Annotated in this window: 14 protein-coding genes; 6 read left to right on the top strand and 8 right to left on the bottom strand. The window is 71.8% G+C overall.

Features of this window, described 5'->3' with window-relative positions; translation table 11 throughout:
- Window positions 1–12 precede the first annotated feature (12 nt).
- Window positions 13–369 carry an MmcQ/YjbR family DNA-binding protein gene (locus G6553_RS00185; protein WP_166188035.1) on the bottom strand — a complete coding sequence of 119 codons (357 nt, stop codon included), beginning with the start codon at window positions 367–369 and terminating at the stop codon, window positions 13–15.
- A gap of 22 nt (window positions 370–391) precedes the next feature.
- On the opposite strand from G6553_RS00185, the gene G6553_RS00180 reads away from it, so the two are divergent.
- The gene (locus tag G6553_RS00180; protein WP_166188032.1) at window positions 392–775 is read left to right on the top strand and encodes a rhodanese-like domain-containing protein; all 384 of its coding nucleotides are present in this window, start codon (window positions 392–394) and stop codon (window positions 773–775) included.
- A gap of 7 nt (window positions 776–782) precedes the next feature.
- On the opposite strand, the gene G6553_RS00175 is transcribed toward G6553_RS00180, so the two are convergent.
- The 4 genes from G6553_RS00175 to uvrB are packed head-to-tail and all read right to left on the bottom strand — an operon-like array spanning window position 783 to window position 5,298.
- Window positions 783–1,262 (bottom strand): FBP domain-containing protein, encoded by a 480-nt coding sequence (locus tag G6553_RS00175; RefSeq protein WP_347565410.1) that lies wholly within the window; start codon window positions 1,260–1,262, stop codon window positions 783–785.
- 20 nt (window positions 1,263–1,282) lie between these two features.
- Window positions 1,283–1,855 (bottom strand): TetR-like C-terminal domain-containing protein, encoded by a 573-nt coding sequence (locus tag G6553_RS00170; RefSeq protein ID WP_166188027.1) that lies wholly within the window; start codon window positions 1,853–1,855, stop codon window positions 1,283–1,285.
- A gap of 33 nt (window positions 1,856–1,888) precedes the next feature.
- Complete coding sequence (locus G6553_RS00165; protein WP_347565409.1) at window positions 1,889–3,172, bottom strand: MFS transporter; 1,284 nt, start codon at window positions 3,170–3,172, stop codon at window positions 1,889–1,891.
- Window positions 3,172–5,298: an excinuclease ABC subunit UvrB gene (uvrB, locus tag G6553_RS00160; protein ID WP_166188024.1), complete on the bottom strand. Its 2,127-nt coding sequence runs from the start codon at window positions 5,296–5,298 to the stop codon at window positions 3,172–3,174. The genes G6553_RS00165 and uvrB overlap by 1 nt, the downstream gene beginning before the upstream one ends.
- 71 nt (window positions 5,299–5,369) lie before the next feature.
- On the opposite strand from uvrB, the gene G6553_RS00155 reads away from it, so the two are divergent.
- Together G6553_RS00155 and G6553_RS00150 are read left to right on the top strand one after the other, a co-directional pair.
- Window positions 5,370–6,632, top strand: a complete 1,263-nt coding sequence (locus G6553_RS00155) for a phospholipase D-like domain-containing protein (RefSeq protein WP_347565408.1) — start codon at window positions 5,370–5,372, stop codon at window positions 6,630–6,632.
- Window positions 6,633–6,854: 222 nt separating this feature from the next.
- A complete protein-coding gene (locus G6553_RS00150; RefSeq protein ID WP_166188021.1) occupies window positions 6,855–8,231 on the top strand; it encodes an MFS transporter in 1,377 nt (458 codons plus the stop codon).
- A gap of 262 nt (window positions 8,232–8,493) precedes the next feature.
- Here the strand turns inward: G6553_RS00150 and G6553_RS00145 are convergent, their stop codons facing one another.
- Complete coding sequence (locus G6553_RS00145) at window positions 8,494–9,144, bottom strand: aspartate/glutamate racemase family protein (RefSeq protein ID WP_166188019.1); 651 nt, start codon at window positions 9,142–9,144, stop codon at window positions 8,494–8,496.
- Between the two features lie 308 nt (window positions 9,145–9,452).
- On the opposite strand from G6553_RS00145, the gene G6553_RS00140 reads away from it, so the two are divergent.
- Window positions 9,453–10,082: a potassium channel family protein gene (locus tag G6553_RS00140; RefSeq protein WP_166188016.1), complete on the top strand. Its 630-nt coding sequence runs from the start codon at window positions 9,453–9,455 to the stop codon at window positions 10,080–10,082.
- Between the two features lie 129 nt (window positions 10,083–10,211).
- Here G6553_RS00140 and G6553_RS00135 read toward each other — a convergent pair whose 3' ends face one another.
- Complete coding sequence (locus G6553_RS00135; RefSeq protein WP_166188013.1) at window positions 10,212–11,159, bottom strand: SCP2 sterol-binding domain-containing protein; 948 nt, start codon at window positions 11,157–11,159, stop codon at window positions 10,212–10,214.
- Window positions 11,160–11,233: 74 nt separating this feature from the next.
- Here G6553_RS00135 and G6553_RS00130 point away from each other — a divergent pair, with 74 nt between their 5' ends.
- Window positions 11,234–12,151, top strand: coding sequence for an SDR family oxidoreductase (locus tag G6553_RS00130; protein ID WP_166188010.1), 918 nt, complete (start codon window positions 11,234–11,236; stop codon window positions 12,149–12,151).
- Window positions 12,148–12,687, top strand: a complete 540-nt coding sequence (locus G6553_RS00125; RefSeq protein ID WP_166188007.1) for a carboxymuconolactone decarboxylase family protein — start codon at window positions 12,148–12,150, stop codon at window positions 12,685–12,687. Before G6553_RS00130 ends, G6553_RS00125 begins: the two co-directional genes overlap by 4 nt.
- Window positions 12,688–12,836: 149 nt before the next feature.
- Here the strand turns inward: G6553_RS00125 and G6553_RS00120 are convergent, their stop codons facing one another.
- On the bottom strand, window positions 12,837–14,372 hold the full coding sequence (locus G6553_RS00120; RefSeq protein WP_347565407.1) for a carboxyl transferase domain-containing protein: 1,536 nt from the start codon (window positions 14,370–14,372) through the stop codon (window positions 12,837–12,839).
- Between the last annotated feature and the right edge of the window lie 3 nt (window positions 14,373–14,375).

The following is a 14,375-nucleotide window of genomic DNA, read 5'->3' as shown; positions in this document are numbered from 1 at the left end:
GCCCGCGGCCGGTCAGCCGTCCCAGCCCTCCGGGCGGTGCTTGCGGGGCAGGGTCTCGACGACCAGGCGGTAGGACTCGTCGACCGCCTCGAGCAGCTCGTCGTCGGGGATGTCGTAGGCCAGGTCGTTCCAGCCCGAGCGTCCGATGTACGCCATCACGTGTGCCCTGCCGGGGTGCCGGTCGAGCCACTCGTCGGCCACCTCGCGGCTGCCGGCCTTGACCCCGACGCCGTCGGCGCGGAGGAACGCGAAGATCTTCGCCCGTCCCTCGGGGCCGACCTTGACCACCGGGTGCTCGTGGCCCCACGGGTCGTCCGGCCACGCACCGGGCTTGGCCAGGCAGTGCGCCTGCATCCGCTCGACGTCCACCGGAGGACCGTACTGTCGAGCCGTGGCCGACGTCGACGACTCCGCGATCCACCGGCTCCTCCAGGAGTGCCGGGCCGGGCTCGACCGGGTCGAGCCGGCCGACCTCGCCGCAGCGGCTGCCGCCGGCGCGCTCGTGGTGGACACCCGGCCCGTCGAGCAGCGCCGGCGCGACGGTGACCTGCCGGGCGCGCTGGTCGTCGACCGCAACGTCCTGGAGTGGCGGTTGGACCCCTCGAGCCCGCACCGGCTCCCGGTCGCCGACGACCCGCAGCGCCGCGTGGTCGTCGTCTGCAACGAGGGCTACAGCTCGAGCCTGGCCGCCGCCACCCTGCAGCGGCTGGGCCTGCCGAACGCGACCGACCTGCGGGGCGGGTTCCAGGCGTGGCGCGCCGAGGTCGGTGGCTGACCCGACCTCAGCGCTGCGCGCGCACCCGGTCGACGAAGGTCAGCAGGTTGCGCCGCAGCCGGGCCGCCCGCTCCTCGACCGTGAGCGTCTCCGGCACCCGCATGAGCGGCGGCAACGACTTCAGCCCGCGGACGTACGCCGAGCACGCGACGTCGGCGCAGACGTCGACGCCGACGGTGTTGCCGGCGCGACCGGACCGCCCTGCCCGCGGGGCCACCATCAGCGCAGCGCCCTGCCCGGGGTGGGTGGTCGTGCACAACGAGCACATCCGCGCCCGCCGGGGACCCACGCCGGCCGGCGCGCGGCGCAGCTGCACCCCGACCAGGCGGTCCTCGTCGTCGGCCAGCACCAGGTAGGCGTGCAGCGGCGAGCGCTCGTCGACCCAGCCGAGGAAGTCGAGGTCGTCCCAGGAGCGGGCGGCGAGGTCGCTCGGCACGCGCAGCCGCTCGGCCTCGCCGCGGCTGGCGTTGACGAAGGATGCACGCACCTCCCGCTCGTCGACCGCCCTCACGCCGCACCCCACCCGGCGAACGTGGTGTCGAGGCTGTCGAGAATCCGGTCCCAGCTCTCCTGGCCGGCCGGTGCGCTGTGGTCGAACCCGCCGGCCCGCTCGAGGTCGACGAAGCCGTGGATCACGCTGCCGACCAGGCGGACCGCGTGGGTCTCGTCGGGCTCGCCGAGCTGGTAGCCGGCCAGGGCGGCTCGCACCATCGAGGCGAGACGCGGTCCGGCGCTCGCCGCAGCCGTCGCGGCGTCCAGGCGCAGCCGCGCGGCGTCGTACCGACCGGGGTGGGCGGCGGCGTACGCCCGGTGGACCTCGCCGAGCGCGCGGAGCGCGTCGCCACCCGAACGACCGGCCAGCGCCTCGGCCGCCCGGACCGCCAGGTCCTCGAGCGCCAGCAGGGCGACGCGGGTGCGGAGGTCGTCGGAGCCGGCGACGTGGGAGTACAGGCTGGCCGGCTTGACGTCGAGCCGACGCGCGAGCGCCGACAGCGTCACCTCCGCCAGGCCCGCCTCGTCGGCGAGGTCGGCCGCCGCAGCGACCACCCGGTCGGCGGTCAAGCCCTTCCTGATGCTCATAGGCACGAGCCTAATGCCCTTAGGGTCGACCTCCTACATCCCGGCACGGAGCGAGGCGTTGACCTCCGCCCGGGTGGTCGTCCGGCGCGCCAACCGGCGGAAGCGCCAGACCTGCGAGCCGCCGAGTGCCCACAGCAGGAACTGGGTGCTCATCGCCCACCGGAACGCGTCCGCCGTGTAGTCCGAGCCGGCCGGGGTGCGCCAGTCGAGCACGAGGCCGACGACCACGACGAGGAGCAGGCTGGCGATGAAACCGCCCTGGTTGATCAGGCCGGTCGCGCTGGCGAGCCGCTCAGGCGGGTTGGAGGTGCGCCCGACGTCGAAGCCGATCATCGACGCCGGTCCCCCGATCCCGACCACCACGGCCAGGGCCACCAGGATCCCGAACGGCGCCTCCCCCGGCCACGCCAGGACCACACCCCAAGCGGCCGCCATCGCCGCGACCATCGTCAGCACCATCGTCGATCGGTGCCACGGGTGGGCGCCCACGAGCCACCCGAAGGCCGGGCCGATCGTCATCGCGGACACCACGACCACGGTGAGCAGCCCGCTGGCCTCCGCCGGCGACAGCCCCTCGCCGCGCACGAAGAACGGGTAGCCCCACAGCAGACCGAGGACGTTGCTGCTGAACGGTGTGGAGAAGTGCATCCAGAAGCCGAGCCGCGTGCCCGGCACGGCCCACGACGCCGCCAGGCTGCGACGCACGGCGGCCAGGGGCATCGGCGCGCCCCGCAGGTTCTTCCGCGTCGGGGTGTCACGGAGGACCAGCAGGAGCGCGACCAGCAGGACCGGGCCGAGCGCCGCGGCCACGAGGTACGCCGTCGTCCAGCCGAGGTCGCGCAGGGCCCAGGTCATCGGCACCGCGGAGATCACCGCGCCGAGCTGGCCCAGCGTGCCGGTGAGCTGGCTGAACAGCGGGATCCGGCGCCGCGGGAACCAGCTGCTCACCAGCCGCAGCACGCAGATGAACGTCAGCGCGTCCCCGACGCCGACGAGGGCGCGGGCGGCCAGCCCGAACGGGTACGTCGTGGCGAGCGCGAACGCCACCTGTCCGGCCGTCATCACCAGCAGCGCCGCGACCAGCACGCTGCGCGAGCCCCACCGGTCCACCAGCAGGCCGACGGGCACCTGCATGCCGGCGTACACCAGCAGCTGCAGCATCGTGAACGTCGCCAGCTGCGAGGCGGAGATGTCGAAGCGCTCGGAGGCCACCAGGCCGGCCACCGCCAGGGAGCTGCGGTGGAAGACCGCCAGCAGGTAGACCAGCAGCCCGACGCCCCAGACCAGGACCGAGGTCCGCAGGCGGGGCTCTGTCACTACTTCGTGGCTTCCATCATCTGCCGCAGCTCCTTCTTCAGCTCCGAGATCTCGTCGCGCAGGCGGGCGGCGACCTCGAACTGCAGCTCGGCGGCGGCGGTGCGCATCTGGTCGGTGAGGTCCTGGATGAGCTGGGCCAGGTCGGAGCTCGGCATGCCGGCGAGGTCCTTGGCGTGCTTGCCGGCGGCGTCCTTGCCGAGCGTCGGCACCGGCTGCTTGGCCTTGACCCCGCCGGCGCGACCCTTCGCCTCGGTACCGGCCCAGGTCTCGAGGAGCGCCTGGGTGCTCTCGTCCTCGCGGGCGAGCATCTCGGTGATGTCGGCGATCTTCTTGCGCAGCGGGGTCGGGTTGATGCCGTGCTTGGTGTTGTAGGCGATCTGCTTGGCGCGGCGCCGGTTGGTCTCGTCGATGGCGTTCTCCATCGACGGGGTGATCTTGTCGGCGTACATGTGCACCTGGCCCGACACGTTGCGCGCCGCGCGGCCGATCGTCTGGATCAGCGACTTGTCCGAGCGGAGGAAGCCCTCCTTGTCGGCGTCGAGGATCGACACCAGCGACACCTCGGGCAGGTCGAGGCCCTCGCGCAGCAGGTTGATGCCGACGAGCACGTCGTACTCCCCCAGCCGGAGGTCGCGCAGCAGCTCGATCCGCTTGAGCGTGTCGACCTCGGAGTGGAGGTAGCGGGTGCGGATGCCGGCGTCGAGGAGGTAGTCGGTGAGGTCCTCCGACATCTTCTTGGTCAGCGTGGTGACCAGGGTCCGCTCGTTGCGGTCGACCCGCAGCCGAATCTCGTGGATGAGGTCGTCGATCTGGCCCTTGGTCGGCTTGACCACGACCTCGGGGTCGACCAGGCCGGTCGGGCGGATGATCTGCTCGACGACGTCGCCGCCGACCTTGTCCAGCTCGTAGTCGCCGGGCGTGGCCGAGAGGTAGATCGTCTGGCCGATCCGGTCGAGGAACTCCTCCCACCGCAGCGGCCGGTTGTCCATCGCGCTGGGCAGCCGGAAACCGTGGTCGACCAGGTTGCGCTTGCGGGACATGTCGCCCTCGTACATGCCGCCGATCTGCGGCACCGCCACGTGCGACTCGTCGACGACGAGCAGGAAGTCCTCGGGGAAGTAGTCGAGCAGGCAGTTCGGGGCCGAGCCGCGGGCGCGACCGTCGATGTGCATCGAGTAGTTCTCGATCCCCGAGCAGGAGCCGACCTGCCGCATCATCTCGATGTCGTACGTCGTGCGCATCCGCAGCCGCTGGGCCTCCAGCAGCTTGCCCTCGCGCTCGAACTTCGCCAGCTGGTCCTCCAGCTCCAGCTCGATCCCCTTGATCGCCCGCTCCATCCGCTCCGGGCCGGCGACGTAGTGGGTCGCGGGGAAGACGTAGAGCTCCTCGTCCTCGGTGAGCACCTCGCCGGTGACGGCGTGCAGCGTCATCAGCCGCTCGATCTCGTCGCCGAAGAACTCGATGCGGACCGCGTGCTCCTCGTAGACCGGGAAGATCTCGAGGGTGTCGCCGCGCACCCGGAAGGTGCCGCGGGTGAAGGACATGTCGTTGCGGGTGTACTGGATCTCCACCAGGCGCCGCAGGATCGAGTCGCGGTCGTGCTCCTCGCCCACCTTGAGCCGGATCATCCGGTCGACGTACTCCTGCGGCGTGCCCAGACCGTAGATGCAGGAGACCGTGCTGACCACGATGACGTCGCGCCGGGTGAGCAGGCTGTTGGTCGCGGAGTGCCGCAGCCGCTCGACCTCCTCGTTGATCGAGGAGTCCTTCTCGATGTAGGTGTCGGTCTGGGGGACGTAGGCCTCGGGCTGGTAGTAATCGTAGTAGGAGACGAAGTACTCGACCGCGTTGTCGGGGAACAGCTGGCGCAGCTCGTTGGCGAACTGCGCGGCGAGGGTCTTGTTGGGCTGCATGACGAGCAGCGGGCGCTGCACCTGCTCGGCGACCCAGGCGACGGTGGCGGTCTTGCCGGTGCCGGTGGCACCGAGCAGCACGACGTCCTCCTCGCCGGCCTTGATCCGCTTCGTGATCTCCTTGATCGCGGCCGGCTGGTCACCCGAGGGCGAGTAGTCCGAGACCACCTGGAACGGGGCCACGCGGCGCTCGAGATCGGTCACTGGACGCATGGTTCGAGCGTACGCCGCGCCGCCGACAGTGCCGTGTCGGCGGCGGGAGCCGGTGCCCTAGATTGACCCCCGTGACCGCCCGCCGCCAGCACGTCCTCGAGCGGGCGCTGCGGATCCTGCGCCGCACGTTGCTGACGGTCTTCGGCGTCCAGCTGGCGCTGGCGATCGGGATGTCGCTGGTCGACTCCTACCGCCGCCGCGGCAAGAAGCCCAAGCCGTTCCCGGTCACCCCGCCCCGCACCGTCCCCGTCGGCGAGGGCACCGTCACGACGTACACCTTCGGCAAGGACCTCTACGAGGACATGCTCGCCGCCATCGCCGGCGCCAAGAAGCAGGTCCTCTTCGAGACCTACATCTGGAAGGGCGACGCGGTCGGCGAGCGGTTCAAGCGGGCCCTGGTCGACGCGGCCGCCCGCGGCGTGGACGTCTACTGCATCTACGACGGCTTCGCGAACCTCGTCGTGTCCCCGCGGTTCAAGCGGTTCCCGCCGTCGCTGAAGGTGCTGCGCTACCCTGTGTACGGCGCCGGGTGGCGCTTCTTCGACCTCAGCCGCTACGGGCGCGACCACCGCAAGGTGCTCGTCGTCGACGACGAGGTGGGCTTCGTGGGCGGCTACAACATCGGCGCGGCGTACGAGACCGAGTGGCGCGACACCCACGTCCGCGTCACCGGGCCGGGCGTCTGGGACCTCAAGCGTGCCTTCGCCGACTTCTGGAACCAGCAGCGCCGCCGCCGCATCGGCCACAGCGAGCGGCCGCTGCTGCTCGAGACCGCCTCGACGTGGGAGCCGATGATCCGGTTCCAGCGCAACAGCCCGCGGATGTGGATGTTCCCCATCCGCGGGATGTACCTCGAGGCGATCAACCGGGCCAGCCACAAGATCTGGATCACCCAGGCCTACTTCCTGCCCGACCAGCAGTTCGTCGACGCGCTCAAGGACGCCGCCCGGCGCGGGGTCGACGTCCGGCTGCTCGTGCCGCTGAAGTCGAACCACATCGTCGCCGACTGGATCTCGCGCGGTTACTTCTCCCAGCTGCTCGAGGCCGGCGTGCGGATCTTCCGGTTCAAGGACGCGATGGTGCACGCGAAGACCGCGACCGTCGACGGCACCTGGTCGACCGTCGGCACCGCGAACATCGACCGGCTCAGCCTCCAGGGCAACTACGAGATCAACGTCGAGGTCATCGACGGCGCCCTCGCCAAGACGCTCGAGGAGATCCACCTCGTCGACGAGTCCAACTCGATCGAGCTGACCCGCGGCGAGTGGGAGGCGCGCGACCTGCACCGCCGCTTCACCGAGTCGCTGCTGCAGCCCTTGCGCCCCCTGCTCTGAGGCGGGCCTACCAAGACCGCTGCTCTGACGGGGTGTTCCTGTGGCACGGGCCGTGACCGGCGGCTTCGTCCCCGCATGTCGTACCCAGGCCGCCTGCTCCCCCGACCCCGGCGCGGTCGTCAGGAGCAAGCACCACCGGCGCAGGGGAACGGCAACGCAGCGGTCGACGCTGACCAGGGGACCCATGTGGTCACGCCCCGGCTCGGGCCGTAGCGTCCGGGGGTGAGCAGTGCGACGTCGAGCAGCGCTACCAACGGACGCCGTGACGGCATCCTTTCCCCGGCCTACCTGGCGACGACTGTAGGCATGTTCGGGCTGATCGGGTTCGTGGCCTTCGAGGCCATGGCCGTCACGACCGTGATGCCGAGCGTCGCCCGCGATCTCGATGGCTTCAGGCTCTACGCGCTTGCTTTCGCCGCGCCTCTGGCGAGCGGGGTCGTGGGGATGGTCGGAGCCGGTATGTGGAGTGACCGCGCCGGTCCGCGGGCTCCTCTGCTGATCTCGATGGTGCTGTTCTCGCTGGGGCTGCTGACGTGTGGGACCGCACCGAGCATGGAGGTGCTGATCGCAGGCCGCGTCCTCCAAGGGCTGGGCGGCGGCGCCCTCGTCGTGGCGCTGTACGTCGTCGTCGGGCTGGTCTACCCGAGCCTCCTGCAGCCGGCGATCTTCGCCTCGTTCGCGGCTGCTTGGGTGCTGCCGGCTCTCTTCGGACCCGGACTCGCCGCCGTGGTGGCAAGCGCCTTCGGCTGGCGCTGGGTCTTCACCGGCACGATCCTCCTGGTGCTTGTGGCGCTGATGCTGATCGCACCAGCGCTGCGCCGGATGAAGCCGCACCCGCAGGGCACCACCACGCCGTTGTCCCGCCTGGGGTGGGCATGCGTCGCGGCGGTCGCCGTGCTCGCCCTTGCGCTGCTCGGAGCGGACAGCGGTCTGGCCTGGGGCGGCGCGGTCGGTGCCCTCCTGCTGGTTTTCCTCGCCCTTGCCCGGCTGCTTCCCGCGGGCACGCTGACCGGCGGGCGGGGGTTGCCGGCCGTCGTAGCGACGCGGGGGTTGCTGAGCGCCGGATTCTTCTGCGCGGAGGCCTACATCGTCTTCGTCCTGCAGGACCGGTGGGACCTTTCGGTCGGTCAGGCCGGCGTCGCACTCACCCTTGTCGGTCTGGTGTGGGCCCTCTCCAGCCAGGTGCAGTCACGGCTGGGAACCCGCATCACCCATGAGCGGGCGATGCATGCGGGCACCACGGTGGTCCTGGTCGGCATCGTCACGCTGTTCGTCGCTGTGGCTTTCCAGGTCGCCGGAAGCGAGCTGTCCGCGGTGCTGCCGATCGCCGCGTACGTCCTCGCGGGTGCAGGGATGGGGTTCGCCTACCCCCGGACATCGGTCGCGATGCTGGCAGAGTCGACCGACCGCGACCGCGGTCTGAACTCCTCGGCGCTCTCGGTGGCCGACTCGCTGGGCGCCGCGCTAGCGCTGTCGGTAGCCGGGGTGGCCTTCGCTGCTGCCGAGCGCGGTGGCATCGACCCGTTCCTCGCGGTCTATGCCTTCACTTGCGCCATAGGTGTGGTGGGCGTCCTGATCGCCGGCAGGACCCGGCCCTGAAACCGCCTGCGCACGCGGTGGAGGCACACGAGGAGGGCTGATGCCGCACCCGTGATGAGGCGTGTTCCCGATCGCGTACTCGACGCTTCGCTGACTGCCATCAACCTGGCTGGTTGCACAGTCACAAGACATCCACCCTTGCCACAACCCGCGGTGACTCCGGGCGCTCGTCGTCGCCTTGCGGACCAGCGGCTGCTTGTTCCACTGACCAGGATCGGTGAAAAGGCACGCGCCGACACCGGCACGGCGGATGTCCGCCCGATCATCGACTCGAGGGGCTCAAGGCGTGCTGCACGGCGAGGACAGGGCTCGCCAGCACAGGCGTATGGAGATCGCTGAGCGTCGTGGTAGCGCCCATCATGCTCGCCTGGGCCAGGACGACGACGTCCACGCTGTCGGCGATGGAGCGAGCGGCATCCGCAACCTGTCGCAGGTAGTCCTCGTCGTCGCCGGCCTCGAAGGCCGCCCATGCGTCCGGTACCTCGACGTCGATGATCGTCGGAGACTCGCCTTGGCGCCGCGCCTCGTCAGCGAGCAGTGCACGGGTCGGCTCGAGGGTGGACTCCAACGCGACGATCACGCCTATGCACGCACCAGCCTGCACAGCCGCCCGTGCCATCGGCCGGTCGACGCGGACGACCGGCACAGGCAGACGCCCTCCCAGGGCTTCGGCGACAGACCCGAGTGTGGAGCAGGTGCAGATGACGATGTCCACGTCGTCATCGGCGAGTTGGCGGAGGGCAGCCAGGGTGGCGTCCTCGACGTCCAGGGTCGGGCCGTTCCTGCGCACCTGATCGAGAAGATCAGGCTCGACCCGGTGCACGCAGGACGAACTGGCATCGGCATCGCGCACGAGTGCCTCGAAGGTCGCAACATGGACCTGCGCGGTATGGAGGAATCCGATGCGTGGCATCTCGCCAGTGTTCCAGCGAGCGAGAGGCGGTGACCGTTCGTCTCGTTCACCTCGGCATGGGCGGCCGCTGCGGACGCACGCCGACAGGCGGCGGAAAGACGTAGCGCCGCAGAGACTTGATCGCATACGTCGACGGCGCGGGTGTAGCCGGCACACGGTGAGGCGATGGGCCTGAGGGCCGTCCGTGATCACTAAACCTGGCAAGCATCGGCGGAAGGATTCAGGTAGTCACCATCGGAAGACGGCGACACCGCGCCTATCGGAGCGGGCGCGACTCACGGCGGCGCCGTCGCTGGCAAACTGCCGCCGTGACGGTCGAGCGGTGGGAGCGGCGGGCGGAGATCCCTCTAATACTGTTGGCGCTCGCCTTTCTCGGGGCCTACGCGTGCCCGGTGCTCGACCCGCGCCTAAACCCGGACCTGGAAACGCTACTAACCGCCGTCTCGTGGGCGGTGTGGGTAGCTTTTGCCGTCGACCTCGTTGTACGGCTCTTCCTTGCGGATCAGCGGCGTCGGTACGCCACCCGGCACTGGTACGACGTCGCTTTGGTGGCGCTCCCGGCGCTTCGCCCTCTTCGGCTGCTGCGCCTGCTCGCGCTAGTTCGCATCCTCGACCGCTCGGCGGCATCGTCACTCGCGGGCCGGGTGCTTGTGTACGTGGCGGCCGCTGCGGGCATGGCCGTGGGGTTAGGAGCACTTGCTGTGCTCGATGCCGAGCAAGACCATCCGAGCGCCAACATCACCACGTTCGGTGACGCGCTCTGGTGGGCCTGCACCACTGTCACCACGGTGGGGTACGGCGACCGGTTCCCGGTGACCGGCGAAGGCCGCGTTGTAGCAGTCGTGCTGATGCTGGTCGGCATCGGCTTAGTCGGCGCAGTCACCGCCTCGGTTGCGACGTGGATCCTCGGACGGGTCGAGGCGGAACGAGCGGAGTAACAACGCTGACGGAGGGCTAGTTCGCAGCTCGCGCCGGCAGGCGGCGGAGTGCCGCGCGCGGCGGTCGGTGGGGAAAACACCCAGTGAGACCGGCCCACTGTGCCCTCCCGGCTCGGCCAGCCCGGTGGTCTAGCCCGTGGGGAAGCGGATGACCGAGGCGAGCTGGAGCGCCTTGGCCTTGTCCCCCTTGACCCCGAGCCGGCCCTTGAGCACCCCGGTGACGGCGCCGAGGTGCCCGGTGGCCAGCCGCAGGAAGTCGGCAGCCTCACAGACGATGGTGGCGTCGCGGGTGCCCTCGTCGTCGCGGGAGACGGTGGCGACCCCGTCGCGGAGCGTGACGACGTAGCGGTCGGGCTCCCCCGGGCCGCCGCCGAGCCGGAAGCCCACGACGAGGTCCAGGCCCGCGGCCTTGCGCCCGTCGACGAATGACGGCAGCCGGCGGAACACCTCCTCGAGCACCACGGGGCGGAATCCGCCGGCCATCACGCGTCGCAGATGGTCGGCGGGCGCCTCCCCCACCGCGCGGGCGACGGCGTCCGGGTCGAGCGTGGTGGGGTCGACGGCGGCCTCGTCGTGCCCTGGCACGCGGAACACGCCGCCCACGGCCAGCGCCAGCATCGCGTCACCCTCGACGTCGAGGCCGCCGCAGAGGTACTCCAGCCCGGCGTTGCGCTCGCCGGACACCAGCCGCACGAACCGCAGCAGGCTCGTCGAGAGCAACACGTCGGCCTCGTCCGCGGAGCGGCCGTCCGACTGCTCGGCGGCCACCGGGCGCACCGACCCGCCGTCCAGCTCGATCGCGTGGCGCTCCAGCAGCTTCCCGCGCCGGCGCAGGTCGAACCGGACCGTGCCCGACACCGCGGCGAGACGGTCGCGGTCGGCGTACTCGTCGAGGCGGCCGAGGATGCCGGGCACCGCCGCGGCGCGGACCTCCTCGCGGCCGATGAGGGCCAGCAGGGCCTCGTCGTCGGTCGCCGTCACCGCGGCCACGAGCGCCTCGGCGGGGGTCTCGGCGAAGAAGCGGTCCGCTCCGGCGCGGTCGGCGGTCCGGAGGGGGTCGAGCGAGCTCGCGGTCACCGGTCCTGGCTACCACGTCCGACCGGCGGCGCGACACTGGCCGCGCGGGGGCGGACGGTGGGAGGCTGCGCGCCATGCTCCCTCGCCTGCTCCCCCGCTTGCTCAGGCGCTCCCGGCGCCTCCGTTCCCTGTCCGGCAAGCACGTCCTGGTCACCGGCGCCGCCAGCGGCATCGGCCGCGCCACCGCCGTGCTGGCCGCCGAGCAGGGGGCGGTCGTCCACCTGACCGACCTCGGCGCCGATCGGCTCGACGAGGTCGCCGCGGAGATCCGTGCGGCCGGCGGCCGCGTCGGCCACGTCGAGGCCGTCGACGTCTCCGACCACGAGGCGGTCCGCAGGCTCGCCCGGCGGCTCACCGACGCCCACGGCTCGATGGACGTCGTCATGAACATCGCTGGCATCTCCCGGTGGGGCACGGTCCGCTCGCTGGAGCACGAGGACTGGCGACGGCTCGTCGAGGTGAATCTGATGGGGCCGATCCACGTCATCGAGGAGCTCGTGCCGCCGATGATCGACGCCGGCCGCGGCGGCCACCTGGTCAACGTGTCCTCGGCCGCCGGCATCATCGGGATGCCCTGGCACGCGGCGTACAGCGCCAGCAAGTTCGGCATCCGGGGCGTCTCCGAGGTGCTCCGCTTCGACCTGCGCCGCCACGGCATCGGCGTCAGCCTAGTGTGCCCAGGCGCCGTGGACACCCCGCTGACGGAGACCATCCACATCGCCGGCGTCGACAAGGCCAGCCCGACCTTCCGCAAGCTGCAGGCGCGCTTCCGGCACGGCGCCGCCACGCCGGAGGAGGCGGCCGAGGCGATCCTGGAAGGGGTACGCCGCAACCGCTACTGGGTCTACACCTCTCGCGACATCCAGCTCGTGCACCTGCTCCAGCGCTACCTCCCGCCCGTCTACTCCGTGCTCATGCGGACGATGAGCTGGGGTGCGAACAAGGCGCTGCCGGCCGTCGAGCAGGCCCGTCGTCCGGAGCGGGCGGCATGAACGCCCGGATCACGCCCGGCTCCCGCCGCGACGTCGGCCTGGCGACCTGGGCCTTCGCCCACCTGGCCGGCCGGGTGTCGGGCACCGAGCCGCCCGCGGTCTTCCTGACGCTGGGCCGCAACCGCCGGCTGTTCCGCGGCTGGCTGCACTTCGCCGGGCGGATGATGCCCGGCGGCCGGCTCCCCCGCCGGCAGACCGAGCTGGTCATCCTCCGCGTCGCGCACCTGACCGGCAGCGAGTACGAAGCCACCCAGCACCGCGGCCTCGGCCGGCGCGCCGGGCTGAGCGACGCCGAGATCGACCGGGTCGCCGAGGGTCCCGACGCCGACGGCTGGTCGGGCCGCGAGCGGCTGCTGCTGCGGGTCGCCGACGAGCTGCACGCCACCCACGACCTCTCGGACGCCACCTGGGCGGAACTGAGCGCCGAGCTCGACGAGCCGACCTGCATCGAGGTGCTGATGCTCGTCGGGCACTACCAGATGCTCGCCCAGACGCTCGGCGCGCTGCGGGTCCGGCCTGACCGCCCGCGGCGCTGAAGGCGCGGGTCTCGCGAGAGGTGTCGTTTCATCAAGGCATGCAGGCGAGCCGTCACTCCCCCGCGTGAGTTCCGCGAGGGAAGTGCAGGTTCATCTGCATACCTAGGGGAACAGCCGCCCCGGATCCCCCGGGAGACAGCGCCGGTCGCCTACCAGGTGTCGACGGGGCGCCCGCTGCCGCGCAACCGGCCGTCGCGGGCGGCGGCGTCGATGACGCGGGCGACGACGGACCGCGTCTCGGCGGGGTCGATGACGTCGTCGATCTCGAAGTGGCGCGCGACGTTGAGCGCGGACGACCGCTCGCGGGCGAAGGCGGTGAGCTCCTGGACGGTCCGCTCGCGCTCGGCCTCGTCCTCGATCGCCTCGAGCTCGCGGCGCATGGCGAGCCGCACGGCGCCCTCGAGACCCATCGCGCCGAGGTGGGCGCCGGGCCAGGCGACGGTGAGCAGGGGCTCGTGGGTGCTGCCGCCGAGCATCGCCTGCGCGCCGAGGCCGTAGGCGCGGCGCAGCACGACGCCGACCAGCGGCACCTGCAGCTGCGCCCCGGCGACGAGCAGCCGCGACGTGTGCCGCACCAGCCCGGTGCGCTCGGCGTCGGGGCCGACCATCATCCCGGGGGTGTCGACGAGGGAGACGACCGGGAAGCCGTGCGCGTCGCACAGCTGGAGGAACCGCGCCGCCTTGTCGCCCGCGTCCGCGGTGATGGCGCCGGCCGTGTGCCGGGTGTCGTTGGCGAGCACCCCGACGGTCCGCCCCTCGATCCGGCCGAGCGCGGTGAGCAGCTCGGGCGCGAACGACGGCCGCAGCACGGTCACGCTGTCGACGTCGCAGATCCCCTCCACCACCGGCTCGACGTCGTACGCCGTCCGCTCTCCCTCGGGGACCGCGTCGCGCAGCGGGGTCGGGTCGGGGGCGGTCCACTCGTCGACCGGTCCGAGGAAGTAGCCGAGCAGCTCGCGGGCGACGAGCGCGGCCTCGTCGTCCTCGGCGACCACGTCGACGACGCCGTTGGCCGTCATCACGTCGATCGGACCGACGTCCTCGGCCGCGACGTCCCCGAGGCCGCCGCCGGCGATCATCGCGGGGCCGCCCATGCCGAGCGAGGCGCGGCGGGTGGCGACGACGAGGTCGGAGCAGCCGGCGACGACCGCGTTGCCGGCGAAGCAGTTGTCGTCGACCACGGCGATCCGCGGCACCCGGCCGGACAGCCGCGCCCACGCGGCGAAGGTGGTCACGTCGAGCGCGGAGACGAGCGGAATGTCGGTGTCGCCGGGGCGCCCGCCTCCCCCGGCGGCGAAGAAGACGGTGGGCAGCGCGAGCCGCTCGACCACGTCGAGCAGCCGGTCGGTCTTGCGGTGGCCGCGCATGCCCTGGGTGCCAGCCAGGACGAGGTAGTCGTAGGACAGCACCGCGCACTGGCGGCCGTCGACGGTCGCGAGGCCGCCGACGATGCCGTCGGCGACGGTGCGGTCGAGCAGGTCGTCGAGGTCGCGCCTGTCCTCCTGCGCGGCGGTGACGAACCGGCCGTACTCGACGAGGCTGCCGGGGTCCACGACGTCGGCGAGGTTCTCCCGCGCGGTCCGGCCACCCCGGGCGTGGAGGCGGGCGACCGCCTCGGGACGGGCGGCGTCCTCCGTCAGGGCGCGGCGGGCGAGCAGGTCGAGGAGCTCCTGGCGGATCGGCACGCG

Origin of the sequence: Nocardioides sp. IC4_145 (genome assembly GCF_011250565.1) — a bacterium.
Classification (GTDB): Bacteria; Actinomycetota; Actinomycetes; order Propionibacteriales; family Nocardioidaceae; genus Nocardioides.
The sequence above is the reverse complement of the archived record's forward strand: the minus strand, read 5'-3'. Positions and strand labels throughout refer to the sequence as shown.